Origin of the sequence: Paenibacillus sp. CR_12 (assembly GCF_041953985.1) — a bacterium.
GTDB lineage: Bacteria > Bacillota > Bacilli > Paenibacillales > Paenibacillaceae > Paenibacillus_AQ > Paenibacillus_AQ lautus_A.
The window spans coordinates 339,490-364,532 of record NZ_JAVFHO010000001.1; the positions used below are offsets into that span (position 1 = coordinate 339,490).

22 protein-coding genes are annotated in these 25,043 nt (G+C 51.3%); 13 read left to right on the top strand and 9 right to left on the bottom strand.

Annotated elements, in window-relative coordinates; genetic code table 11:
- The first annotated feature begins 86 nt into the window (after nt 1-86).
- Nucleotides 87-821, top strand: coding sequence for an AzlC family ABC transporter permease (locus RB297_RS01590; RefSeq protein ID WP_036670975.1), 735 nt, complete (start codon nt 87-89; stop codon nt 819-821).
- A complete protein-coding gene (locus tag RB297_RS01595) occupies nt 812-1,138 on the top strand; it encodes an AzlD domain-containing protein (protein WP_096773446.1) in 327 nt (108 codons plus the stop codon). Before RB297_RS01590 ends, RB297_RS01595 begins: the two co-directional genes overlap by 10 nt.
- 102 nt (nt 1,139-1,240) lie before the next feature.
- Here RB297_RS01595 and RB297_RS01600 read toward each other — a convergent pair whose 3' ends face one another.
- Nucleotides 1,241-2,182, bottom strand: a complete 942-nt coding sequence (locus RB297_RS01600) for an NAD-dependent epimerase/dehydratase family protein (RefSeq protein ID WP_277748648.1) — start codon at nt 2,180-2,182, stop codon at nt 1,241-1,243.
- Between the two features lie 173 nt (nt 2,183-2,355).
- On the opposite strand from RB297_RS01600, the gene RB297_RS01605 reads away from it, so the two are divergent.
- The 6 genes from RB297_RS01605 to RB297_RS01630 all read left to right on the top strand — a co-directional run bounded on the left by RB297_RS01605 (nt 2,356) and on the right by RB297_RS01630 (nt 9,154).
- Entirely contained in the window at nt 2,356-4,281 is a 1,926-nt protein-coding gene (locus RB297_RS01605; RefSeq protein ID WP_375119532.1) for an LTA synthase family protein, read from the top strand.
- A 200-nt stretch (nt 4,282-4,481) separates the two neighbouring features.
- Nucleotides 4,482-5,480 carry a biotin synthase BioB gene (gene bioB, locus RB297_RS01610; RefSeq protein WP_375119533.1) on the top strand — a complete coding sequence of 333 codons (999 nt, stop codon included), beginning with the start codon at nt 4,482-4,484 and terminating at the stop codon, nt 5,478-5,480.
- A gap of 127 nt (nt 5,481-5,607) precedes the next feature.
- Nucleotides 5,608-5,997: a rhodanese-like domain-containing protein gene (locus RB297_RS01615; protein ID WP_015734771.1), complete on the top strand. Its 390-nt coding sequence runs from the start codon at nt 5,608-5,610 to the stop codon at nt 5,995-5,997.
- A 149-nt stretch (nt 5,998-6,146) separates the two neighbouring features.
- Nucleotides 6,147-6,485 carry an antibiotic biosynthesis monooxygenase gene (locus RB297_RS01620; protein ID WP_036665294.1) on the top strand — a complete coding sequence of 113 codons (339 nt, stop codon included), beginning with the start codon at nt 6,147-6,149 and terminating at the stop codon, nt 6,483-6,485.
- Nucleotides 6,486-6,657: 172 nt separating this feature from the next.
- Nucleotides 6,658-7,911 carry a DHH family phosphoesterase gene (locus tag RB297_RS01625; protein ID WP_375119534.1) on the top strand — a complete coding sequence of 418 codons (1,254 nt, stop codon included), beginning with the start codon at nt 6,658-6,660 and terminating at the stop codon, nt 7,909-7,911.
- 73 nt (nt 7,912-7,984) lie between these two features.
- Entirely contained in the window at nt 7,985-9,154 is a 1,170-nt protein-coding gene (locus RB297_RS01630) for a cell wall-binding repeat-containing protein (RefSeq protein WP_375119780.1), read from the top strand.
- 283 nt (nt 9,155-9,437) lie between these two features.
- Here the strand turns inward: RB297_RS01630 and qoxD are convergent, their stop codons facing one another.
- From qoxD to pdxR, 5 genes are all read right to left on the bottom strand, one after another.
- Nucleotides 9,438-9,725, bottom strand: coding sequence for a cytochrome aa3 quinol oxidase subunit IV (qoxD, locus tag RB297_RS01635; RefSeq protein WP_213577991.1), 288 nt, complete (start codon nt 9,723-9,725; stop codon nt 9,438-9,440).
- Nucleotide 9,726: 1 nt separating this feature from the next.
- A complete protein-coding gene (qoxC, locus tag RB297_RS01640; protein ID WP_009589471.1) occupies nt 9,727-10,323 on the bottom strand; it encodes a cytochrome aa3 quinol oxidase subunit III in 597 nt (198 codons plus the stop codon).
- Nucleotides 10,320-12,263 (bottom strand): cytochrome aa3 quinol oxidase subunit I, encoded by a 1,944-nt coding sequence (gene qoxB / locus RB297_RS01645; protein WP_009589459.1) that lies wholly within the window; start codon nt 12,261-12,263, stop codon nt 10,320-10,322. Before qoxB ends, qoxC begins: the two co-directional genes overlap by 4 nt.
- 63 nt (nt 12,264-12,326) lie before the next feature.
- Nucleotides 12,327-13,331: a cytochrome aa3 quinol oxidase subunit II gene (qoxA, locus tag RB297_RS01650; RefSeq protein WP_375119535.1), complete on the bottom strand. Its 1,005-nt coding sequence runs from the start codon at nt 13,329-13,331 to the stop codon at nt 12,327-12,329.
- A 1,004-nt stretch (nt 13,332-14,335) separates the two neighbouring features.
- A complete protein-coding gene (gene pdxR, locus RB297_RS01655; RefSeq protein ID WP_145035769.1) occupies nt 14,336-15,784 on the bottom strand; it encodes a MocR-like pyridoxine biosynthesis transcription factor PdxR in 1,449 nt (482 codons plus the stop codon).
- 145 nt (nt 15,785-15,929) lie between these two features.
- On the opposite strand from pdxR, the gene RB297_RS01660 reads away from it, so the two are divergent.
- Together RB297_RS01660 and RB297_RS01665 are read left to right on the top strand one after the other, a co-directional pair.
- Complete coding sequence (locus RB297_RS01660) at nt 15,930-16,547, top strand: LysE/ArgO family amino acid transporter (RefSeq protein WP_375119536.1); 618 nt, start codon at nt 15,930-15,932, stop codon at nt 16,545-16,547.
- A 97-nt stretch (nt 16,548-16,644) separates the two neighbouring features.
- Nucleotides 16,645-17,457 (top strand): sugar phosphate isomerase/epimerase family protein, encoded by an 813-nt coding sequence (locus tag RB297_RS01665; protein ID WP_375119537.1) that lies wholly within the window; start codon nt 16,645-16,647, stop codon nt 17,455-17,457.
- 99 nt (nt 17,458-17,556) lie between these two features.
- On the opposite strand, the gene RB297_RS01670 is transcribed toward RB297_RS01665, so the two are convergent.
- Together RB297_RS01670 and RB297_RS01675 are read right to left on the bottom strand one after the other, a co-directional pair.
- Nucleotides 17,557-19,404 (bottom strand): ABC transporter ATP-binding protein, encoded by a 1,848-nt coding sequence (locus RB297_RS01670; protein ID WP_375119538.1) that lies wholly within the window; start codon nt 19,402-19,404, stop codon nt 17,557-17,559.
- Nucleotides 19,397-21,133 carry an ABC transporter ATP-binding protein gene (locus RB297_RS01675; RefSeq protein ID WP_375119539.1) on the bottom strand — a complete coding sequence of 579 codons (1,737 nt, stop codon included), beginning with the start codon at nt 21,131-21,133 and terminating at the stop codon, nt 19,397-19,399. The genes RB297_RS01670 and RB297_RS01675 overlap by 8 nt, the downstream gene beginning before the upstream one ends.
- Before the next feature lie 193 nt (nt 21,134-21,326).
- Here RB297_RS01675 and RB297_RS01680 point away from each other — a divergent pair, with 193 nt between their 5' ends.
- From RB297_RS01680 to RB297_RS01690, 3 genes are all read left to right on the top strand, one after another.
- Nucleotides 21,327-22,253 (top strand): M15 family metallopeptidase, encoded by a 927-nt coding sequence (locus tag RB297_RS01680; RefSeq protein WP_277748658.1) that lies wholly within the window; start codon nt 21,327-21,329, stop codon nt 22,251-22,253.
- Nucleotides 22,250-22,810, top strand: coding sequence for a VanZ family protein (locus RB297_RS01685; protein ID WP_192572284.1), 561 nt, complete (start codon nt 22,250-22,252; stop codon nt 22,808-22,810). The genes RB297_RS01680 and RB297_RS01685 overlap by 4 nt, the downstream gene beginning before the upstream one ends.
- A 61-nt stretch (nt 22,811-22,871) precedes the next feature.
- Nucleotides 22,872-23,255, top strand: a complete 384-nt coding sequence (locus RB297_RS01690; RefSeq protein WP_096773521.1) for a hypothetical protein — start codon at nt 22,872-22,874, stop codon at nt 23,253-23,255.
- 132 nt (nt 23,256-23,387) lie between these two features.
- Here the strand turns inward: RB297_RS01690 and RB297_RS01695 are convergent, their stop codons facing one another.
- Entirely contained in the window at nt 23,388-24,614 is a 1,227-nt protein-coding gene (locus RB297_RS01695) for a nitrate/nitrite transporter (RefSeq protein ID WP_096773461.1), read from the bottom strand.
- Nucleotides 24,615-25,043 lie beyond the last annotated feature (429 nt).

Below are 25,043 nucleotides of genomic sequence, written 5' to 3' on the forward strand. Positions count from 1 at the left end.
AACGATCCCTGGCGTTGACAAGCCAGCAAGAAGTATTCATAGTAATGAAAAATAGAATTGTAGAGGGAGAGAGGAATCGAACACAGATGAGCACCAAGTCAGAACGGCTTCCCGCCGATATCGAGGGAAACCAGGCCAATTCCTATCTTCAAGGATTCAAGGATTGCATACCAACACTGCTGGGATACCTGAGCATCGGTTTTGCGGCAGGCGTCGTCGAGCGTACCGCAGGTTTCAGCCTGCTCGAGATCGCGCTCCTTTCGCTGCTGCTCTATGCGGGCTCCGGACAGTTCATAGCCGCGGGGATGGTAGCCGCCGCAAGCCCGGTCTTATCCATTATTGTCACGATATTTTTCGTAAATGCCAGGCATCTGCTGTTAAGCGCGGCGATTGCACCGTATTTTAAAGGGTTGTCCTCGGGAAAAAGCTTCTTCATCGGTTCCCTGCTAACCGACGAAACGTTTGGTGTGGCGGCAGCCAAGGCGGCCGAGCAGAAGAGGCTGGGTTATCGGTGGATGGTGGGACTGAATATTACGGCGTATCTGTTCTGGTGTGCAGCGAACGTTGCGGGAGGTCTTGTCGGAGCGTGGATACCGGAGCCGGAGAAGTTTGGCCTTGATTTTGCATTGCCTGGCATGTTTATCGGATTGCTGGCCCTGCAATGGATCAGCCGAAAGAAGTATAAACTGGACTTCATGGTGATTATGGTCGCCGCCGTTTCGGTAATCGCGATCAGTACGATCATGCCGGGAAGCGCAGCGGTCATCGCTGCGATTATGGTTGCGGCTACAGCAGGGATGGTGATCGAACGATGGAAATAAGATGGCATATCGCCATACTGATTATCGGATGCGCTGTCGTTACCCTGATTCCAAGGGTTCTGCCGCTCATGATTCTGAGCAAGCTCCGCATTCCGGAATTGATGATCCGTTGGCTGGATCATGTGCCGATCGCGGTCATGGCGGCGCTATTAGCGCAGGAGCTGCTCGTTAGTGACGGACGCGTGGATCCGGGGGGCCATACACTGGAACTGATAGCGGCTGTCCCTGCTTTTCTGACCGCATTTCTTACGAAAAGCCTGTTTGCCACCGTCATTGTCGGGGTCCTGACCTTGGTGGGGCTCCGCTTGCTGATCTGACCAAACGAAGCGTTATGCATGAGATGTTTATCGTAGCCCTAACCGGAACGCTTGCAAACAGCCGTATTCCTTGGAAGGACGAGGAATGCGGCTGTTTTATGTTCATTTGCCAGGGTCGCTTTGGGAAACTAGTGTGCCAAGCCAGTGACGGTAGGTTTCTTTCATGCCTTTTTCCAAGCTGAACAACGGACTCCACCTCAGCCGCTCCCGGGTCTTTTCATTATTCAGGCAGCTGTGCCGAATATCGCCGATCTTCGCGGGCAGATAATCGACATCGATGCGGTCTGGGTGCAGCCGGCTGATGAGATCGACGATCGTATTGACGGAATGGTCGGTGCCGGTGCTAACATGAAGCACACTCTGATCACCATGAAGGATGGAGGCAAGGTTGGCGTCAACCACATCTTTGACATAAATGAAATCCCGGGTCTGCAGACCATCGCCGTATATTGGGAGCGGCGCGCCTTGATACAGGCGTTCGCCGAAGACCGCCACGACGCCGCCTTCTCCCTTTGCGGTCTGACCCGGCCCGTAGACGTTTCCATAACGAAGAATGGTGTATTGCAGGCCGAAGAAGCGGTGATAAAGACGGATATATTGTTCGCCTGCTACTTTCGATAGCGCATAGAAGGAGACCGGGTTAACCGGATCGTCTTCCGTTAGCTGAGATCTCTCGAGGTCTCCATACACACCGGCTGTCGAAGCAAACACGATCTTACGAACGCCAGCCTTACGGCAAGCGTCCAGTATGTTTAGGGTGCCCATGACATTGGCATCCGCATCAAGCCGAGGTTCCTGGATCGATCGCTGCACATCGGCCTGTGCTGCTAAATGAAATACGACATCGGGCTTCAGCACCGAGATGTATGCCGTTGTCTGCTGACTGTTTACGTCAGCTACATGTAAAATCGCCTCACTGTGAAGGCGACCTGGTTCTCCGGTTGTCAGGTTATCAATTACATGGACTTCATAGCCTTGATTAACGAGTCCGTTCACCAGGTGGGAGCCGATGAAGCCCGCTCCGCCGGTTACAACCATCTTCATGCATAAACCCTCCAGCCTTTGATTGGGATGCATTATCCTACGTGGTACGGATGGATCATGCATTGGACACTTGACGGGGGAGCGAAGGAATGGGCGGATTAGATCGGTGTTTACATTCCTGTTATAATGGAAGCTGCAAATTAACATTACTTTTACAAAAGAGGGAATGGGAAATGGAACGCTACCTTGAACAAAGGTTGAAATTATGTGTACTCGTTTTTTTGACGCTCTTAGTCAAGCTGATCCTTCTAAGAGTGTTTCTGTTTAATGGGATTGCATGGGGGAAGGTGCTTACCGATGCACTGTCGCTCCTCGCCCTGATTAGCTTTCTGGAACTGCTGCTGCCGGTCAGAGGGAAAAAGACGGTCTATGTGATCCTAAATGTCGTCTTATCTTTCATCATGTTTGCATCGGCTGTTTATAACGTTCATTTTGGGTCCATACCGACGTATACCGCGCTTGCGGGTATCGGTCAAGTAAATCAGGTACGGGCCAGCATTACGGCTTTGCTAGAGCCGGAGCATTTTCTATTCTTCCTGGACCTGCTGCTCCTGCTGGTCATATGGGCGGTCCGGAAAATACGTTCACGCTCCCAAAGGGGCTTGCATTTCGGTGGAGCTCGTTCCGGATATTCCGTAACCTACTCACGCAGGCCTGGTCTGATGTGGCGTACTTCCATGACCGTTGTTCTTATCGTAGCGGTTGTTCTGTCCGGACTGATCATTCGCAAAGAATGGGGAATCGAGAATGAAATCGTGCGGGCGGAGCAAATGGGGTTCATGAACTACCAGGTGTCTGCTGTCGTGCGTAACTCGCAGGAGAAACGTGCGCTGGCCGAGGGAAGTCTGCAGGACACCATCCTGCGGTCCCAGCAGCTGCTGGCGACGTATCCTTACGTCAAGGAAGCAAAGGATAAGCCGGACTATTTCGGCGCTGCAAAAGGCAAAAATCTGATCATCGTCCAGATGGAGTCCTTGCAGAACTTTCCGGTAGGTCAATCCCTGAACGGCCAGGAACTGACACCGGTGATGAACGAGCTTGCGGATGGCGGCCTGTATTTCCCCCACGTCTTCCAACAGATCGGCCAAGGCAATACATCGGATGCCGAATTTGCGGTGAATACCTCGATCTATCCGACAGGAACGGTTGCCATGTCCACCGGTTTCGGAAATAAAGAGCTGCCGGGCCTTCCGCGTCTCTTGAACAAGCATGGCTATGCGACCGGCACATTCCACGTGAATGACGTGAAGTTCTGGGATCGCAGCAAGATGTACCCGGCGCTTGATTTTCAGCATTATTACGACAAGCCGTATTTTACGAATGATAACTTCAATGAATTCGGTCCTTCCGATGAAGAGCTGTTCCGAGTCGGCGTAGACAAGCTGCTGGAGAACCAACAGCAGAATAAACCTACCTATGCCCATTACATCACGGTCTCCAATCATTCTCCATACCATGTAAAGGATGAATTCGCGAAGATCACCTTGCCTGCCGAGCTGGAAGGGACCCATTTGGGAAACTATCTGAAGTCGGTGAACTATTCCGATTATGCGCTGGGAACGCTGGTAGACCGCCTGAAGCAGAACGGGCTGTGGGATGAAACGGTACTGGTCGTATATGGAGACCATTTCGGCATCAATCCGGCAGAAGCGGATGCGGAGATGATCTCGTCAACGCTGGGCATTCCTTACCATGAGCGCGTCAGTCGATTTAACATTCCGCTCATCATTCATGTTCCCGGCATGAAGGAAGGGAAGGTGGTTGAGCAGGTGGGGGGACAGGTGGATATCCTGCCTACCGTCGCAAACCTTCTGGGCGTCTCGCTTGATGAGGAGGGGTTTAACGCGTTTGGGCATGACCTGCTGAACGTGGACCGCAACGTTATAGGAATGAGGTATTATTTGCCGACGGGATCATTCTTTAACAACGACATTCTGTTCGTGCCGGGAGACGGGTTTGAGGACGGTACCGCAGTATCCTTGAAGACGCTTGAGCCCGTAACGGATTTCGAAAAATACCGCAGCGATTACGACTATATATTGCAGCTGATGAAAATGTCCGATGAGTACGTGAAAATGCTGCCCAAGCGGGCACCGTAAAGCCAACAATTCGTTAAAATAGGAAAGGGATTGTTTCATTAAGCCGGAAACTGGCTTTGATGAAGCAGTCCCTATTTTTATGCGGAGGCTTCAGTGAAGGATTGCCTCACTTTCGTGGCCTGTGCTATTATTATCCTTATTGTTAACCTATTCATTATTAAAAATGGTTGACAATCAGAATGGAGAGGGAGATTTTGAATATGACAACACAAACCCATTACGATTGGTTGACGCTGGCGGATCGGGTCGTGAAAGGACATGAAGTGACCCCGGCCGAAGCCTTGGCGGTTCTGAACAGCGAGGACGGGGAGCTTCTGAACATTATGCAGGCCGCCTATCACATCCGTCGCGAGTATTATGGAAACAAGGTCAAGCTGAACATGATCGTGAACGCGAAATCCGGCCTCTGTCCTGAGGATTGCGGATATTGCTCCCAGTCCATCGTGTCGGAAGCGCCCATCGAAAAATACGCATGGCTGACCAAGGACAAAATTCTGGAAGGCGCGCGCGAGTCGATTCGCCGTAAAGCGGGAACTTATTGCATCGTGGCATCCGGACGCCGCCCTTCCAATCGGGAGATTGATCATGTAGCCGAAGCGGTGAAGGAGATTACCCGGACGACCGATCTGAAGGTGTGCTGTTGCCTGGGCTTCTTGAACGAGGAACATGCGCGCAAGCTCGCCGATGCCGGGGTCCATCGATACAACCATAATCTGAATACTTCCAAAGATAATTACGGGCATATTACGACTACGCATACATACGATGACCGGCTGGACACGGTGAAGCAGGCAAGCTCTTCCGGAATGTCCCCTTGCTCCGGAGCGATTTTCGGAATGGGGGAGAGCATAGAAGAACGGGTGGAGATTGCGTTTGCTCTGAAATCGCTTGGAGCGGATTCAATTCCATGCAATTTTCTGAATGCGATCGAGGGAACCCCTCTGGAAGGACGCAGGGAATTGACACCGATTATGTGTTTGAAGATTCTTGCCATGATCCGGTTTGTTAACCCGACGAAGGAGATACGGATTGCAGGGGGGCGGGAAGTGAACCTGCGATCCCTTCAACCCCTTGGCCTGTATGCGGCGAACTCCATATTCATCGGCGATTATTTAACGACAGAAGGCCAGGCCCATACGGCCGACTGGGGATTGATTGAAGACCTTGGGTTTGAAATTGAAGAAAACGCGCTGTCATGATGTATTGACAATTAGGTGCGGAGCACATACTATATACCCGTAGGGGTAGGATTGGCGTTTTTTTAAGCCCGTGATCTTACCGCCATGCATCATGCTGAAACACATGATATTGATGGGGGAATGCTTCGTGCTGATTGCATCTGCCGCACTGATAATCTTTATATCCGGTCTCTACTACCGGAGGTATGTACCTATAACAGGTTTGCGCTTCATGAAGTGCAGTGATCTTCGTCTGGCACAGAAGGAATGCCCGAATCTGAAAGTGCTTGATGTACGCGATGTGTCCGAATTCATGGAATGTCCGAGGAAAGAGACCATAAACATCTCGCTTGGAAGGTTGCCGTATGTGTGGGAGAAGGAGCTCAAGCCCGATGATTCCGTAGTTATCGTAACGCCCAAGCGCTCGGATGGAATCCTGGCTGCGCGCAAGCTGAAGAAGGCCGGCTTTACTTCGCTTTTTTATTTGCAGGAAGATTGCACGGCGTGCAATTCCGTGCAGCGCGCATCGATGAATTGATCCCAATCTGATCAGCAGGTTCATGCTGGTCAGATTTTTTTTGCAAAAGTTGAACGCTTTAACGGTTTGACAATGATAATCGTTATCATTTAGAATGGTATATAGTTCGTTTAATTAGGCAGATTTTCGCTAAGGGAGTGTTTATGGATATGTTGATCGAGACTAAAACGATTATTGTTAAAGCAGGCACCTCCAACCTGGTCGTGGAACGTTTCAGCAAGCCGGGACCCATTGAAGAAATTGAAGGATTTATCGATCTGAACGTTCTTGTGAAGAATGCGAAACGTACCGACGAAACGGAAGAAGTTATCGTGATGATCCGCTGGGAGTCGAAAGAAGCGTGGAAACGCTGGGAAACCAGTCCCGCGCACATCCAAGGACACCGCGACAACCGCGGAAAGCCGCAGCCTGAGCATGTCATCAGCTCCAGCCACGGCATGTACGAGGTCATGGCATCCAAAGGGCCGAGACCGGTTCAACAGGCATAATCATTCTCTATATTCCAGAAGAAGCGGCTGCAGCAGCCGCTTCTTCTTTTTTAGTTTCCTTGTCGATTCTAAGGGGCTGACAGGGGTTAAAACGACGGAATTTAGGGAACCGTAAAGGGATGAAAGGCAAGAACAACTACTCATTCCACCTTCTGCTGGGAGGAAGTCAACCATGTATCATCTGTACAGCCATAACGATTTGGATGGCGTCGGCTGCGGCATCATCGCCAAATGCGCCTTCGGTGAAGGAATCGATGTCCGTTACAACTCCATTCACGGATTGAATCAACAAGTCGAAAGGTATTTGAACCGGACCTCCGTTCAGGAGAATCCATACGATATGCTGTTCATTACGGATTTGTCGGTCTCTCCTGACATCGAGAAGGAATTGAACGTGTTTGTCGAAGAGGGGGGACAGGTGCAGCTTATCGATCACCATAAAACCGCCCTCCACCTCAATGAACACAGCTGGGGACAAGTGGATGTAACGCATCGGGACGGCCGCTTGGCATCGGCAACCTCGCTGTTCTATGAATATTTAATCGAGCATGGACATCTCGGCAGAACCGAAGCGCTGGACGAATTCGTTGAGCTGGTGCGTCTCTATGATACATGGGAATGGGAAGAGAGCGGCAAGATCGAGGCTAAGCGCTTGAATGACTTGTTCTACATGTTGTCACTGGACGAATTCGAGAGCAAGATGTCTGAGCGCCTCCGGGAATCGCACGATGGCTTCTTCTTTGATGAATTTGAACAGAAAATCCTGGACATGGAAGAGAATAAAATCGAGCGTTACATTCGCCGCAAGCAGCGGGAACTCATTCAAACCTTCGTCGAGGAGCATTGCGTCGGCATCGTTTACGCCGAATCCTATCATTCCGAGCTTGCCAGCGAGCTGGGAACGAGCTATCCCCATCTTGACTACATCGCGATACTGAATATGGGCGGAAGAAAAATGAGCCTTCGAACCATTCATGATCATGTGGACGTGTCCGAAGTGGCGATGCGGTATGGCGGTGGCGGCCATGCCAAGGCTGCGGGGTGCACCATAACAGAGGATGTGTATCAATTGTTTGCCGCGGACTCGTTTGAGCTGGAGCCGATCCGGTTCGATGCTTCGCGCAATCAGTTCAATATCAAAGGAAGCGAGTCCGGCGTGCTGTACGAAAGCTGGGGCGAGGATTTGCTGTTTGTTTACGCCTATGCCGGGGAATGGGTGATCGAGTGGAACGGAGAACCTCTCCCATTCCGGTTCAGGTCGTTCGAGGAAGCAGAGCGGCATATGAAGCGCCAGTACGGGGTCTGGTTGTCCCGGGATGACGTATTTGTGAAGATGCTGAAGGAACAATGGATCCGAAACCGTACCCATGAGCGTCCAGGCTTGCCGCCGGATATGGATGAGGAGAAATTAATGGAAGATCTGTAGACGGATCGGCAGGAAGAATGATCTCGCACGATGCGCTGTATTGTGAAGACAGGAGGAATATTCGGTGAAAAAAATGATCGCCGGCTGGGCCCTTGCCCTGCTGACGGCAGGTATCCTCGCTTGGAGTCAAACGCAGAGCCATTCCGAGCCCTCCATTCCCTCGGCGGTTCACAGCAAAGAACTGCTGAAGGATGTTCCCGTACCTTGGTCCGCCACGAAAAACACGATTCGCTTGAATACATCCGATCCAGTAAGTGCGGCCGTACTGACTTCCAAGACGCTGTGGCAGTCCACGAACGTGCACAGCCGTCCGCAGACCGTGATCCTCGTGGATTCGGCTCACTGGTCGATCGCGGCTGTCAGCGTCGATCTGACGCAGTTTAGCGAGGGGCCTTTACTCTTCGTTGAAGAAGGGGGAATCCCGAAGGAAACCTTGGAAGAGCTGAGACGGCTGAAGCCGAGGGGGGCGGAGCACAACAAGGGGATTGAGATCATTACCGTCGGCCCGATCTCGGATCAGGTGATGAAAGAGCTGAACGGACTTGAATACAAGGCCGATCACATTCCTGCCGGGGAAGCCGCGGAAGCTGCAGCAGCAATTGATGCCTATGCTTCAAGGGTAAACGGTTCAGTACCGACCTCGGTTATTGTCGGATCGATGGAACGGCCCGACTATACGCTGCCCGCGGTAAGCTGGATTGCCCATATGCCGGAAACGATGCTGTATGTCAGCGAGAAGGTCGTGCCCGAAGAGACGGCGCAGGCCCTAAGGCAGCGTAACGGGAAGGCGAATATCTACGTCATCGGACCTGAAAAGGTGGTGTCCCAGGCCGTTGAAGACGAGCTGCGGCAATATGGGAAGGTAACGCGCATAGCCGGAGACGATCCGTATGAGAATGCCATTCATTTTGCCCAGTATCATGATCCCGGGACGGGTTTTGGCTGGGGAGTACAATCGCCGGGATACAGTTTCTCCTTCTCGAGGCCGGACTCGCCGGCATTGTCCATTGCGGCCGCTCCATTGTCCCATATGGGTAAACACGCCCCTCTATTGTTTACGGAGCGCGACGGAGTGCCACGCTCGATTACGAAGTATGTTGACTCGATCAGGCAACAGAGTGACGCCACCAAAGTGGATACTCCCTATAATCATGCCTGGATCATCGGAGATGAACAGACCCTGACCACCAAGCTCCAGAGTGAGATTGATGAAATTCTGGATACGCCTGCAGGACATGATTAATGGAGCCGCAAATGGCATTGGCAGATGAAGCTGCATATGGAATGCAAAAAGAAACCGTTCCTCGTAATTGGCGGGCCGCACGTCCCTAGTTCCGAGAAACGGTTCTCTTTGCATGTTTGAAGTACGATGGGGGAATGATTCGCATGCAGCATCTTCAATAGGAAAAAAAAGGGCATCCCTCGAGATCCAGGATCTTTTGGGACGCCCTATTTGATATTGGTCATACGTTCGTGACAGCGAACGATGATCGACGGTACACGTTCACCCCAGATTTTCGCGAGACTTAAGCGTACCAGCCCCATATGAAGATGAACAGCGTTCCGAAGATAGTAACCAGCCCTACGAACAGGGCGAACGCAATGTTGATATAGACGGACTTTTTGTCTTCGCTTTCGCCGACGTGCATGAACAGCATAAGCTGAACGGCTGCCTGCAGGATCGCGGTGACCAGCAGAACGGCCACTTTCGAAGCTGCCGGCATATCCAGCAGAACGACGAGCGCGACAGCTGAAAGGACGAGGGACGATAGATAACCCGCTACATGCTTAATTGGAAACAGCTGTTTTAACATGTCACATCAGTCCTTTCAGATACACGAAGCTGAAAATGAAGATCCACACAACGTCCAGGAAGTGCCAGTAGAGCGAGAAGATAAAGGACTTGTTGGCTGTGGAATGATCCAGTCCATGCTTTTTAAGTTGAATCAGAATGGCGGTTCCCCACAGGAGACCGAAGGTTACGTGAGCTCCGTGCGTGCCAAGCAATGTGAACAAGCTGGAGGAGAAGGCGCTGGTTGAGAGCGTTACTCCTTCATGAACATAGGTGAAGAATTCAAAGATCTCGATCCCGAGGAATCCCGCACCCAGCAGCAGGGTGATGACCATGAAGATCATCATCTGCTTTTTCAGGCCCAGACGCATCGCATGAACAGCCAAACCGATGGTGAAGCTGCTCGTTAAGAGCAGGAACGTCTCAAGCAGGACCGGCGTAATTTCAAAGATTTCCGCTCCGCTCGGACCGCTGGCAAAGCGGTTCACGAGAACGAAGTAGACGGTAAACAAGGTAGCAAAGAGCGCAATTTCAGCTCCGAGGAACAGCCAGAAGCCGAATATACGATTGCGGTTTTCCTCTGTTCCATATTCCAGCGGCTGAGTGGCATCTATTTTCATACCGTATCACCCCGCAGTTTCTGTTCGGTCTGAACAATCTCTTCAACCGGAATGTAATACCCGTGATCACGGTCGAAGGACATGGTAGCCATAATAATCAATACCGCGATACCGGCAACGATGGATGGAATCCACCAGCTGAATACCAGGAAGAAGCCCAGGAAGAAGAAGGCGATGCCCAGTATAAACGGTTTTCCGGTGTTGCTTGGCATGTGAATCTTCGTGATTTTCTCGTCCGAAAGCGGCTCGTTGTTTTTCTTGGAGAACCAGAAGGCGTCACGGCCTTTGACTTTCGGCGTTACCGCAAAGTTGTAAACAGGAACCGGACTTGGCGTCGACCATTCCAGTGAGCGTGCATCCCATGGATCTCCCGTTTTGTCGCGCGGCTCGTAACGTGTACTCCAGTAAATGTTGTACACCAGAAGGATGAATCCGATCGCCAGTCCGACAGCGCCGACCATCGACAGCATATTCAGCGGACCAAAGCCGGTCTCGGCCGAATACGTGTACGTACGGCGGGTCATCCCCATAAGTCCCAGGAAGAACATTGGGAAGAACGTAACGTTAAATGAGATGGCAATGAACCAGAATGCGATTTTGCCAAGCTTTTCGTTCAGACGGAAGCCGAACACTTTAGGGAACCAGTAATGGAAACCGGCAATGACGGCGAATACTGCGCCTGGAATGAGCACATAGTGGAAGTGGGCCACCAGGAACATCGTATTGTGATACTGATAGTCGGCACTCGCCATGGCGAGCATGACGCCGGTTACGCCGCCGATCGTAAAGATCGGAATAAAGGCAAGCGAGTAGAGCATCGGCGTCGTAAAGCTGATTCGGCCCTTGCGAAGCGTAAAGAGCCAGTTGAATATTTTGATCCCGGTCGGTACGGCAATCGCCATCGTCGTGATGGAGAAGAAACCGTTGACCATGGCCCCTTGACCCATCGTGTAGAAATGGTGGGCCCATACCAGGAAGGACAATCCGGAAATAATCGCCATACTCAATACCATGGAGCTGTAACCGTACAGGTTCTTTTTGGAGAACGCTGAGATGATCTCGCTGAAAATACCGAATGCCGGCAGAATAACGATATATACCTCAGGGTGACCCCATACCCAGAACAGGTTGGCCCAGAGCATATCCATGCCCCCGTTGGCCATCGTGAAGAATTGCGAGCCGAAGATGCGGTCGAACATCATAAGCAGAAGCGCAATCGTAAGCACAGGGAAAGCAAAGATAATGATGACGCAAGTGATCAATACCGACCACGTAAACATTGGCATGCGCATCAGGGTCATACCCGGCGCGCGCATTTTCAGGATGGTTACGATAAAGTTAAGGCCTGTCAGCAAAGTACCAATCCCTGAAATCTGAAGCGACAGAGAGTAGTAGTTGTTGCCGACCGTCGGACTGAATTCGATACTGGCCAGCGGGAAGTAAGCGGACCAGCCGGCATCAGGCGATCCTCCGATAACGAAGGAAATGTTGAACAGCATCGCTCCGGCGAAGAACAGCCAGAAGCTGATTGCGTTCAGTTTAGGGAATGCAACGTCACGGGCACCGATCTGGAGCGGAACGATGACGTTCATCAGACCGAAAATAAACGGCATGGCCATAAAGAGGATCATGATGACCCCGTGAGTCGTGAATACTTCATTATAATGCTGACCGGTCAGAAACTTCATCTCCGGTGCGGCGGTCTGCGCACGCATCATGATCGCGTCGACGCCCCCGCGGAACAGCATGATCAATGCACAGATGATGTACATGACGCCAATTCTTTTGTGATCCACGGTCGTCAGCCATTCCCGCCACATATATCCCCACTTCTTGTAATAGGTCAAGCCGAAGAGGATTGCGAGCGAGACGAGCACGATACTCACCATGGCGCCGTAAATTAACGGATCACCGGTAACGAAAAATTCGTCCCATTTCATAAAGGCCTAGCTCCTTTCTGGATGTATGAAGTAGATCGGGTGAACAACGTTTCGCTCACCGATTTATTGTCCATCATGTTGATGATTTGGGCTTTCTTCAGCCGGGAAGTTCGGCAGCGGTTCGTTTGGATCCACGTTCGTTTCGCTGTCAAATTCCGTTTCTTCCGTTGTTGCAGGATCCGGGTGGACGTCTTTATGGTCCTGATGCTCCTCATTGCCGTTGACGTCACCGCCATGGTGATGGTCTTCGGATGGCGGCGGGCTGAATTCCAGATGCGTGTTAGAGAAGGTCATTCGTCCGACATGCGCGGTCTCCAGAAGCTTCTTGAACTCATCTTCCTTCAGTTCAGGCGCGGTATCCTTTACATCCTGAACCCACTCATCATACTCGGCAGAGGTCATGGCAAGAGCTTCGAACTCCATATGGGCGAAACCTTCGCCGTTGAAGTTCGCGTTACGGCCCATCATCGAACCCGGTACGTCGGCAACCATGTTCAGCTTGGTGATCATGTCGCTCATCGCGTACTTCTGTCCGTGAAGCTGAGGGATCCAGAAGCTTGTGATCGGACCGAACGAATACAATCGGAACTCGATCGGACGATTGGTCGGAATGTTAACGTAATTGACGGTTTCGATTCCTTCTTCGGGATAGCTGAAATGCCATTTCCAGTTCGAAGAGGAAGCATAAATGACCAGAGGCTCTTGGTTCTCGTAGCCTTCAGGCACGTTCTCGACGGCCACCGTCGTTTTGACGGTTACGACCGAGAGCACGGCAACGATCAGGATCGGAATGGCAGTCCACAGAATCTCCAGCCATTTGTTGCCCTCTTCATGTGGCGGTTCATAACCTTCGTTGGATTTCTTGGCTCGATATTTCGTGAGCATGTAGATATAGAGCGCGTAAACTACCGCTAGGATTCCGACCATCATGAGAATGGAGAATATGATTGTATCGGATAGGGTTCTGGCAGCCGGTCCTTTCGGATCTAATACCGTGAGCGAGCTGCAGCCCGATAAGAGCAAGGTAAAGCATATAAACAATGCAAATAACGGCCCTCTTTTGTTCATGATGTACCCCTTTCCTTGAAACGTTCGTTCGATTCAATGTTACTGACACATCTATAGTAGAAAGTTCCGGTCGGCTTTGCAAAACACATAAACTTGTATAAATAACAGATAAATCCATATTCGTGTCAATGTATGTAATTTTATGTGTTCAATTTGTTACAAAAGGGGAGGGTTGTGAGCGAGATCATTGTAGTGGCGCGGTTTTGAGGCAGTTCATACTTTGTTCAAACATTCACGAGAGTTACCAGTTTCGTCACAATTCCGGGCCTGTTTTTCACTGGTTTCACCTCCTTAACCTGCCGAATAAATCCCAGTACTGATAAGGGTTTAGACGTGAAAGTGTAATTTTTCACAATAAAATCGAACTCGATTTTTATTTCCAGTTTACTTATTTAACCAAAAGGCTCGAAGACGCTTGTGATATGATATAACTAAAAATTGGAACGTGATATTTTGCTGGGAATTGTGAAACGCTTGACAGGAAAGAGAGGGGAGCCGGTGCGGTCGTTCTGGATATGGTTTTTATTTCTTGTTTTGAGCTGGCTTTGCGCCTTCGTCCCTGTGCTGCAGCATGTTGACCCGGATCCATTGCCTTGGCCATTGGGAAGCAGCGCCATTTTTTTCACGGGCTTCTTTTTGGCGCCGTTGTTCCGCGCCAGGCCTGCAATGCTATTTGTCACACTGCTCGCAACGTCGGTATTTTCGGTAATCTCCTTGGGACCCGCGAGTACGGATGCAACGAACCCGTAGGATATTTGCGATGAAAGCTGAGAGAACTCGATGAAAGTGAGTGTTCTGCAAAGTTTGCTCGACGGACTTCTCAGCATGGTTAATTGCTGCTCATCGGGGTATTGTGCATGGGTATTGGGATCAATCTGATGGAACGGCGCGTCATGTGTAGGCTGCAAGCAAGCATAAACGATAACATGATGGCGCGCTGAATAAAGAAAGGGCTAATCCGGGAGGGTACGGCATTCCTCGGAATAGCCCTTTGTTTTTGCTGTTTACAACACATGGAGGCGAATAAGCTCCGCAAGCCGAATAAGTCCCTTCTCCAGTTGATCGTAGGAGGCGTAGGCAAAAGATAACCGCAGATGCTGCTGGTCGTTACGGTCATAAATATTTCCGGGATTGAGCAGCAGGCCTTCCTTCAACGCCTGCTCGAATAACGTACGAATGGAGATCGGCTTTGCGATGCGGAGCCAAACATAAAATCCGCCTTGGGGTTTATTCCAGTGGGCAATATCTCGAAAATATCGTTCTAGCAACGACAGCGTAAAGTCTCTGCGTTTCATCAGCTCTGCCCGGGTCTGAACGAGATGCTTCTCATAGGATCCGCTCGAGAGCCACTCCGCGACAGCATGCTGGGACAGCGAGCTGGACCCGTAATCGGTCTGCATTTTAATGTCGGACAGCCGATCGATGACAGGCTCCGGCCCGACGACCCATCCGATGCGCAGACCGGGCCCGAGGGTTTTGGACATGCTGCCCATATAGAGCACGAGTCCTTGTTTATCCGAAGCTTTCAAAGGGGGCGGAGAGGGAGTATCCAACCATAAATCGCCATACACATCATCCTCGATGACGGGCAATCTTTCTTGGGCACAGATTTGCAACAGCTCCGTCCGTCTGTCGGAAGACATCATCGTGCCGGTAGGGTTATGAAAGGCAGGGATCGTGTAGAGCAGGGCGGCTCTGTGCTGACGCTTGAGCCTTCCGATAGATTCCGTTCTGATCCCTTTGGCATCCATCGGGATGCCGTGCAAATGCATGCCAGCCGACTGGAATACATGAATCGAGTTCAGGTAAGTGGGATTCTCCACCAGGATGGCGGAACCGTGATGCAGCAGCCCCAGGGAAATAAGCTGCAAGCCCTGCAGCCCGCCGGAGACGATAAGAATGGAAGAAGGAGAGGCGGATATCCCCTTCTTATTCAAATAATCGCTGATGATTTCCCTTAAGTATAGGCTGCCTTTCGGTTCCGAATATCCCAAAGTGAAACGGCTGGACATGCTGCCGTTAAACGTCTCCCGCATTTGGGCGGTCGGGAGGAGCTCAGGCGAAAGCTCGCCAGTACCTAGTCGGATCACTTCGGGATCGGTTTCCGCACGGTTGATCTGCTGGATCATATGGATGTTCGGCTGGTAGGAGCCGGATTTCACGTATTGATTCCAATCAGGCGGGGGCGTGGCGGCCAATACGCTCCAAGTATTGTTCACAATAACCGTGCCTTGTCCCACCCGGGATTCTATGAAACCGTCAGCCGCAAGCTCACCCAAGGCATAAACGATGGTGCTGCGGTTGACTTGAAATTTGGCGGCGAGCTCCCTCTGCGGGAGAAGTCGGGTTCCGACCGGCCATTCCCCGTTCATGATTCGGCTCTTCATGTGATCATAAATTTGCTGATGCAGGGGCACTTCGGAAGCTTTATTCAATTTCCATTCTTCTGTCATGGACAACCTGCTTTCTGACAACGTTTCTATAGTATTATGCCCAGTTTACATCATTGGTTGGGTCGAATACCAACCAATTGGTTGGAGACGCAGTCAAGCACCTCCCTTACAATGGTGAAAATATGTACTGGAGGTTTGCTTTCAAATGATAGGCGTTATACTTCATGGATTCATTCTGGCTATTGGCCTAATTCTTCCCTTGGGCGTGCAGAATGTGTTCGTATTTAATCAAGGTGTCGTCCAACCCCGGTTTATTAGGGCGCTGCCCGTCATTATTACCGCATCGTTATGCGATACGCTGCTGATTTCATTGGCGGTGTTGGGCGTATCCGTGATCGTTTTGGAATATGAGTGGATCAAATTGACGTTATTTACATTGGGCATCTGCTTCCTGGTCTATATGGGAGCGGCGACGTGGAGGAGTAAGCCTTCAGGTCAGGACCCGGAAAGCGCCCGTTCGTTCTCTCCCAAGAAGCAAATCGTATTTGCCATGTCCGTGTCGCTGCTAAATCCGCATGCGGTTCTGGACACGATGGGCGTCATCGGCACGAGCTCGCTTCAATATGAAGGGGCGGACAAAGTGATTTTTACCGTTATATGCATCGCCGTCTCCTGGTTGTGGTTTCTGGGACTCGGAATTGCCGGCAGGGCGGCCGGAAGAATGGATCCGTCAGGCAGGCTGCTGTTCGCGCTGAACCGAATATCGGCGGTGATTATGTGGGGGACGGCCGTTTATCTCGTCTTTCATTTGATTCAAACCTAGTGAGGAGAAATTTAGAAGGACTGAGAATTTATGCTAATTAAGGAATAGAAAATGTGGTAAGTTTGTATGTAAACCGGGAATAGGAGGAGGCAATGCGATGAACATTTCGATTGGCGGGTATTCTTTTTATAACACGTTTCTCGACGGCAAAATGGATGTGTTCGGTTATTTGGAGACGGTGAAGTATCGATACCGAATGGATGCGGTTGATTTGTGGAACGGTTTTTTCATCGATCGAAGCGGCCCCATATACAAGCTTGCCGACGAAAGCTACATACGGAAAATCAGGGAAGCGCTGGATGAGAAGGAGATGAGCGTGGTTAACTTTGCTGTTGACGGGGCTCATCTGTGGGATCCCGACCCGGACATGCGGGAGAAGTTGTATGAAAATGCGCTTGCCCATCTGGATGCCGCAGAAATTTTGGGTGCCGAAACGGTGCGGATCGACACCGGCGGCGGTTATAAGGAAGCGGAGCCAATGCCGGACGAACAATTCGAATACCTGGTTAAGCGCTATCGGGAATTGGCGGAGCGTGCAGGGGATAACGGTTATACGGTAGGCCCGGAAAACCATATGGGCGCCTCCCTGCTCCCGCGGGAAATGAAGCGGATTGCGGAGGAAGTCCGGCATCCGGCTTTTGGTTTCCTGCTTCACCTAGGAAGATGGAGGGCGGATGAAGCCGAAGGCGACGAGATGGTTGCCCCGTGGACGGTGCATACGCATTTCGATGCGAAGACCGCGGTTCATCCCGATGCGGAGGAGAAGGTGCGCAGCCTGCTCGCCGGGGGCTATCGGGGGTATTGGGGCGTCGAATACAACGCGCCGGGCAACCAATACGTGGAAATGGAATGGATCATTGGGGCCGTGAAGCGGATCGTGAGCAATGCCGGTCGAGTCGTACAAGAATGACATGATGTTTTCTCTTAAGGATAAAAAGAGGACCGATTCTAGAGAATCGGTCCTTGAATGATTTTGCCAGTAGCAGCTAAAGAAAACTTTCAACACCCGTTAGCTGGTCAGTTTAAATTGGCTGTTGTACAACTCGTAGTAGAAGCCGCGCTTGGCCAGCAGCTCTTCATGTGTGCCGCGCTCCGCGATTCCGCCATGATTCATGACAAGAATCTGGTCGGCCTCGCGGATCGTGCTTAGACGATGGGCGATGACAAAGCTGGTCCGGCCTCGCATCAGGGCGCGCATGGCGGTCTGAATATGCATCTCGGTTCGGGTATCGATGCTGCTGGTTGCCTCGTCGAGAATCAGAATAACGGGATCGGCAAGCACGGCGCGAGCGATCGTCAAGAGCTGCCGCTGGCCCTGGCTCAGGTTGCCGCCGCCCGACAGGAGCTGCGTATCATAGCCATCGGGCAGCTTCATGATGAAGTCATGCGCATTGGCAAGCTTGGCGGCGGCTTCGATCTCTTGGTCCGTGGCATCCAGCCGGCCATATCGAATGTTCTCCCGGATCGATGCCGAGAATACATAAGCATCCTGAAGCACGATCCCCAGCTGACTGCGCAGACTGTCCTTATCCAGTTGGCGGATATCGCTGCCATCTATGGTGATGACGCCATCATCTATCTCATAGAAGCGGGTGAGGAGATTGATAATGGTGGTTTTGCCGGCGCCTGTCGGGCCGACGAGCGCAACGGTCTCACCCGGCCGGGCGGTAAGCGAAACGTCCCTCAGAATCGGGACGCCTTCCTTATAGCTGAAGGACACATGGTCAAATCGTACCTCGCCATACATATCGTCCGCTTTTTTCGTCTGTTCATTGCCGCGGTATTCGGACTCCGTATCGATAATCTCAAAGACCCGTTCTGCCCCGGCAACCGCAGATTGCACCAGGTTGAACTGGTTCGCCAGATCGTTCAAAGGCCGTTGAAACTGCTTCGAATAATTCAGAAACGCAACGACGACCCCGACGGTTGTGAAATCCTTGAAAGCCATGTAGCCGCCAACCGCTGCTATCAAGGCAAAACTGACATTGTTCAGCACGTTCATAACCGGCCCGACCGTGCCCGAATAGATCTGGGCTTGAATGCTGGCGTCGGTCAGCTTTTTGTTCATGTCATCAAACTGGGCAGCGGCATGCCGTTCGCGGCGATATACCTGCACGACCTTTTGGCCCGAAACGGTCTCATCAATGAATCCGTTAAGCTCACCCAGCAAGCTTTGCTGCTTGGAAAAATGCTTTCTTGTCCGGCTTGCCACCGTCTTCGTGAACAGCAGGACAAGCGGAATGGTCACCATGCTGAGCAGCGTAAGCCACACGTTGAGGTACAGCATGATGGCGAGCGATCCGATCAGGGACAGAACGCTGGAGATGAGCTGGGTTACGCTTTGATTCAACGTACCGGAGACATTCTCGATATCATTGGTCGTGCGGCTCATCAATTCGCCGTGCGTCTTGCTGTCGAAGAAGCGGAGCGGCAGGACTTGAAGCCTTGCAAAGATATCCCGCCGCATGGCCAGAATGGACAGCTGGGAGACTTTCACCATGACATGCTGCTGAAGCCATGCCGTGAGCGCGGTGCCAGCATAAACGGCAAGAAGTATCGCACATAACCCCATAAGTCCTCTGATGTCTCCCGGGATGATGTAATGATCCACGGCGTTCCCCAGCAGATAAGGGGCAATCAGTGAGAGCAGCGTCGTTACGAGCGTGAATACGAAAACAGCCATCATGCCGCCTTTGAACGGACGGATATAGCTCCATATCCGGCGTATCGTATCCATCGTATGTTTCGGCTTGGCTTTGGCTATCGTCATTCCGCGGATGGCGTTGCCGCCTCGCATGCTAAGGTCCGGACCGTCCGTATGATGGGCATGCTTGGAATCCTGATTCGGTTTAGCCATGAGAAGACACCTCCTTGCCGAATTGCGATCGATAAATGTCCTGATATACTTCACAGGAAGCAAGCAGCTCGTGGTGCGTGCCCTTCGCGATCAATTCCCCGTCATCCAGCACCAATATCAGGTCGGCGTCGATCACGGATGAGATCCGCTGGGCTATCATAAGGCAGGTCCGGTCTTTCATCAGACGGGCCAGCTCTTTCCGAAGCCGCGACTCCGTTCCCGTATCGATGGCGCTGGTGCTGTCATCAAGAATCAGAATGGCGGGTTGAAGCAATAATGCCCGCGCAATGGATATCCGCTGTTTCTGTCCGCCGGACAGGTTCACGCCGCGTTGTCCAAGCACGGTATCGTAGCCATCCGGCATGGAAGTAATGAAATCATGCGCTTGGGCAGCTTTAGCCGAGGCCATTACTTCTTCATCGGAAGCGTCCGGTTTCCCGTAGCGGATGTTGTCCCTTATAGTGCCTGTAAAAAGGATGGATTCTTGCAGGACGATGCCGATTCGTTCGCGCAAAGCGGACAGCTCCATTCTCCGCACATCGGTTCCGTCGATTCGTATCTGCCCGGAGGTCACATCGTACAGACGGGGGAGCAGGGATACCAGAGAGGTTTTACCCGAACCTGTTGCACCCATAATGGCTACATGCTGTCCTGGTCGAACCTTGAAACTGATGTCGCGCAGTACGGGCTTCTGCATCTCCGAGTTATAGGAAAAGGTAACGCGGTCAAACATGATCTCTCCTTGCTTGTACGCATCGGTTGCCGGTTGAACCTCGTTCACAATTTCGGATTCTGTACGCATGACCTCCTGAATACGGTCAGCGGAGACCTTGGCCGTAGAAATCCGTACCAGCATCATGGCCACGGACGAAACCGAGAACAATACCTGCGTGACATAGTTTATAAAGGCTACCAGGCTACCGACCTCAAAGGATCCGCCGATAGCATCCTTTCCGCCGAACCACAGGACGGCCACGATGCTGACATTCAGAATCATGGTCAGGATGGGCATGTTGAGCGCAACGATCCGCTGGGTTTTTACCGAAACTTGCGTGAAGTCCTGGTTCGCATCATGAAATCGGTCCTTCTCGTAACCGGCACGCACGAATGCCTTGGAGACCCGGATTCCGGCGAAATTTTCCTTCAGTACCGTATTCACCTTATCGAGTTTCTTCTGAACGGTGGCGAACAAGGGCAGGGTAGCCCGGATCAGGAAAAACATCACGACGAACAGCAACGGAACGGCAATAGCCAGAATGATGGCCAGCTTGGGGCTGATGATCACCGCCATGATCATGCTTCCTATGGCAAGAAACGGTGAGCGTACGAAGATGCGCAGCAGCATCTGCACCATCGTCTGAAGCTGAACGATATCGCTCGTAAGCCGGGTGATGAGCGACCCGGTTGAGATGTCGTCCAGATTGCGGAAAGACAGGGTCTGAACTTTGCGGAACAAATCCCGGCGAAGGTCGGCGCCAAAACGCTGTGAAGCAATGGAAGAATAAATCGTGCACCCGAGACCTCCAAGCAGCCCGATGGCTGCAGCTCCCAGCATGAGCAGCCCTGTACTGAGGATGTGTGCCGTATCGTTCTGCATGACGCCGCGGTCGATAATGCTGGCCATCAGCATGGGCTGAAGCAGATCCATGGCGACCTCCAGCAGCATCAACAGCGGTGCAAGCAGGGCCGCTGTCCAGTGAGGACGTAAATAACGAAATAGTTTAAGCAAGAATAATGGCACCTTCTTTATTCTTATTAGTCTAAATACCAAGGTAAGCCATGGGCTTCAGCCTTGTCAAAGGGTAAAGAGCGAAAGCCTGGGAGGGATTCGCATCTCTTAAGAAAAACTTTAACTTTTCCCTACTTTTCCTTAAACTATATTCTTTAAGATGGTGGGACAAAGATAGAGGGAGTTGTTGAAATTGAAGAAGGGTTTGATATTGCTCGTGATCTTCCTGTTGGTCGGATGCGAGACCGCACTAACGGAGACGCCAAACGCGAATGATAACGAAGGAACACATAAGGAACAGGATATGAACGCTGGCTCCGACGCGCAGGCGAATCCTCAATCAGAATACGATAACGATGGGAATAAAGCGGCTCAAACGGTCTCAGTGACAGATGAACAAGTAACGCAGGGGAATCTGGTTTTGGTCAACAAGGATCACCCGCTGGATCCGGCAGCCGTACCGACGGATATCGTGAATTTGTTTCACGATCAAGACTTAATGAATGGTTACGTCGTTCTTGACAACACGATCCGTTTATCGCGCACTGTGGCGGAGCGTTTTGGCGATATGATCCAAGCAGCAGGAGAGGACGGGGTCAATCACTTCATGATCAGCAGCGGGTACCGGGATGAGAGCGAACAAGAGGCGTTATATCGCGAAAAAGGCGCCGATTATGCATTGCCACCAGGCTACAGCGAACATAACCTTGGGTTATCCATGGATATCGGATCTACGCAGAAGGCGATCGATCAATCTCCGGAGGGCGAGTGGCTGAAGAAGCATGCTTGGGCGCATGGATTCATTTTGAGATACCCCCAGAACAAGACGGATGTCACAGGGATCCAGTATGAGCCGTGGCATTTTCGTTATGTTGGGCTTCCGCACAGCATGATCATGCACGAGCTGGATTTTACGCTCGAAGAGTATCTGGATTTTCTCAAGGAGAAAAAAAACTATAAGGCAACCGTAAACGGGAAGGCCTACGAAATCGAGTACGTACCCGTCCAGGCGAAAGAAACGGAAATTGAAGTTCCGGCCGGCAGCGAGTATGAGATATCCGGCAACAACATCGATGGCATGATTGTGACGGTGCAGCTCGGCAAGGATGAGAATGAATGAAACTAACGCCTAAATGGATGGTATTATTGCTGTATGCGTTGTATGTATATGTGCTGGTCAAAATCATTCTGTTCAAATTCGGCGACGTGAACATTTCGTTTCTGTGGCATCAACTGCAGCGTTCGATGGATAATCCCGAATATATGCAGAATCGATTGCAATTTGCCAATTTTACGCCGTTTAAGTCCATTCATCAAAATATGAAACGACTCTCGAGCCCGCATGACGTGATCAATCTGTTCGGAAATATCGCGATTTTCATACCCAATGGCATATTCGTCAGTGTATTGCTGAAAAACAAGTGGATGGGATGGCTTGGCGCTTTCGTGACTTCCTTCGGGCTAAGCCTTGGGCTGGAGTGCTCGCAGATTCTCTTTTCGATGGGAAGCTTTGATGTGGACGATTTAATCCTGAATACGGCTGGCGGGGTGATAGGCTGTTCCATGGTCCTCGTCTTAAAACTAACCTTATCGGAAAAACAATCCCATATTGATGAGGGTAGGGGCGGGAAGGGCAAGCCGTTATCGGGGGCGAAGAAGCAAGAGGCCTCATCTTGAACCTGATGATGAGTACCGATTTGACGTTGAAGACATATCTATAAAGGCGGTGGTTATAATCGTGAATAAACGCTGGAAAAGGATCTTGTTCGGTTCCATCGGATTGGTCTTTGTCATGTTCGTCATAAATATCGCATTATATATCCATTCGATCGGTTGGAATAATATCAAACTGATGTATTCGCTTCATACCACCGACAAATCCGTCGTAAAGATTGATGATCCTTCGAACGGCCATGGACTGTATCTTACGAAGATGAGGCAACCGGCTGAAATGATTAAGGAGCGGATGCAGCGCGAGGATTGGCATTATGTTATGCAAGAGGGCTCCGGCTATTTTTTTGAAAAGGATGACCAGGATGTCGTGGTGACAACCAAGATATGGCCGAATCGTTATTTTGTCAGAATTTCGGTTCAGCATGACGTCGTGAATTTAGCCGACTGATGGCATGGCTGTTATCCCAAACAAAAAAAGCATCGATAAGATGCTTTTTTTGCGTGGGTGCCCGCTAATCGACCGTTTCTTTGGCAATATGCCGTGAAAAAGTCGCAGCGTTAACATGGATCTCGCTTTCTCTCACGCCTCGGCCGATCCGGTCTGCGCGCCGGATGGCACGCCGCGGAGCCAGCTGCGCCGCCATTTCAGCTGCATCACAATCGTAAGGGCCAGCGATGCGGCGGCAATGAAACTCAGAATGATGAACCCGGCGGTGTATGAGCCTGTCGCTTGGTACAATCGACCCAATATCAGCGGAAGCGCGTAGCCGCCCAAGCCTCCGGCAGCCCCGACAATCCCGGTAACCAGGCCGATCTCGCCGGCAAACCGTTGAGGGACAAGCTGAAATACGGAACCATTCCCCGCGCCCAGGCACATCATGCCGATAAACAGCAGCGAGACGACAAGCCATAGCGGCGGCAAGAAGGAGACGCCGATCAGCATAATGGCAGCTCCGGCATAGAGAAACATCAGCATTCGCGAGCCGCCGATACGATCGGCCAGAAAGCCGCCTACAGGACGGAAGAAGCTCCCTGCTATGACGCAGATCGTTGTAATGTCCGCAGCCTGAACCGCGGAAAGGCCATACTGGGTGTTGAAGAAGATCGTTAAATAGTTGGCGAGCCCGACAAAGCCGCCAAACGTCACGCAGTACAGGGCACAGAATACCCAAGCATCGCGCTGTTTAAGCACATTGCCATATTCGGACAGCCGTTTGGGGGCAGGCCGATTCGGACTGTTGCGGGCAAACAGCGAGAAGTAGATGAAGACCAATACAATGGGAATGATGGCAAGTCCGAAGACAATCTCCCAGCTTCCGAAATGCTGCGCCAGCCGGTTGGCGAACAGGGTCGCCAGGACGGTGCCGCTGTTCCCGGCTCCGGCGATTCCCATCGCCAGGCCTTGATGTTCTTTGGGATACCACTGTCCCGCAAGGGGAAGTGCTGCGGCGAAAGAAGCTCCCGCGACGCCTAGAAGAATCGCAACGACGTACAATTGATCAAGGGAATCTACCCATAACCAGCCAAGCAAAAGAGGGACCAGCGTGACGATCATCCCGATCTGAGCCGTTAGCTTCGGGCCGATGCGATCGGCAAGGAAACCTAGTACGAGCCGAAGTATCGAGCCGCCCAGAACGGGAAGTGCCACCAGATTTGCCTTCTGCACCGGATCCATCGGATAATCTCCGGCAATGACTACCGCAAGCGGTCCGAGCATGCCCCATATCATGAAGCTGATATCGAAATACAAAAAAGCACCGAACAGGGAGGGCTTGTGCCCGCTTTGCCAAAATCCTTTCTTCTCCATGGTTATCGCTCCTTATCCAAATGTGTACGTTCTCTATACCTGGTGCGGATCTCCAGATGCAGGCATAAAAAGGCCGCAATTCGCCCATTGCAGAACGACTTGCGGCCTCGTTGCCCAAGACGCAGACACGTCATTGTGTCTTCCGTCTGTGAAATATATGATTTTGCTGATTCACATTATAGATAACAGGTCAAATAAATGTCAATATACATCACACAAAAAACGAATAATTATTAATTATTAAAATCCCGATGAATATATGTCACATATATTGACATATCGAATTTCGTCAACTAAGCTAGATGTATGTTACGAATACCAATATGGCACAAGGATGTGCCGGTTTTGATGGCAATGACGCCCTTTCCTGTTCGCAGGGAAAGGGCGTTTCGTATTTTCTTACATGAAAGTGACAAGGGTAGAGTGGAG

Coding starts and splice junctions, on each gene's coding strand:
- RB297_RS01660 (WP_375119536.1), top strand. CDS start 15,930: ATGATAGGCGTTATACTTCATGGATTCATTCTGGCTATTGGCCTAATT.
- RB297_RS01630 (WP_375119780.1), top strand. CDS start 7,985: ATGATCGCCGGCTGGGCCCTTGCCCTGCTGACGGCAGGTATCCTCGCT.
- bioB (WP_375119533.1), top strand. CDS start 4,482: ATGACAACACAAACCCATTACGATTGGTTGACGCTGGCGGATCGGGTC.
- qoxB (WP_009589459.1), bottom strand. CDS start 12,263: ATGAAATGGGACGAATTTTTCGTTACCGGTGATCCGTTAATTTACGGC.
- RB297_RS01605 (WP_375119532.1), top strand. CDS start 2,356: ATGGAACGCTACCTTGAACAAAGGTTGAAATTATGTGTACTCGTTTTT.
- RB297_RS01685 (WP_192572284.1), top strand. CDS start 22,250: ATGAAACTAACGCCTAAATGGATGGTATTATTGCTGTATGCGTTGTAT.
- qoxD (WP_213577991.1), bottom strand. CDS start 9,725: ATGTTAAAACAGCTGTTTCCAATTAAGCATGTAGCGGGTTATCTATCG.
- RB297_RS01595 (WP_096773446.1), top strand. CDS start 812: ATGGAAATAAGATGGCATATCGCCATACTGATTATCGGATGCGCTGTC.
- RB297_RS01600 (WP_277748648.1), bottom strand. CDS start 2,182: ATGAAGATGGTTGTAACCGGCGGAGCGGGCTTCATCGGCTCCCACCTG.
- RB297_RS01625 (WP_375119534.1), top strand. CDS start 6,658: ATGTATCATCTGTACAGCCATAACGATTTGGATGGCGTCGGCTGCGGC.
- RB297_RS01665 (WP_375119537.1), top strand. CDS start 16,645: ATGAACATTTCGATTGGCGGGTATTCTTTTTATAACACGTTTCTCGAC.
- pdxR (WP_145035769.1), bottom strand. CDS start 15,784: ATGACAGAAGAATGGAAATTGAATAAAGCTTCCGAAGTGCCCCTGCAT.
- RB297_RS01695 (WP_096773461.1), bottom strand. CDS start 24,614: ATGGAGAAGAAAGGATTTTGGCAAAGCGGGCACAAGCCCTCCCTGTTC.
- RB297_RS01670 (WP_375119538.1), bottom strand. CDS start 19,404: ATGGCTAAACCGAATCAGGATTCCAAGCATGCCCATCATACGGACGGT.
- qoxA (WP_375119535.1), bottom strand. CDS start 13,331: ATGAACAAAAGAGGGCCGTTATTTGCATTGTTTATATGCTTTACCTTG.
- RB297_RS01620 (WP_036665294.1), top strand. CDS start 6,147: ATGTTGATCGAGACTAAAACGATTATTGTTAAAGCAGGCACCTCCAAC.
- qoxC (WP_009589471.1), bottom strand. CDS start 10,323: ATGAAAATAGATGCCACTCAGCCGCTGGAATATGGAACAGAGGAAAAC.
- RB297_RS01590 (WP_036670975.1), top strand. CDS start 87: ATGAGCACCAAGTCAGAACGGCTTCCCGCCGATATCGAGGGAAACCAG.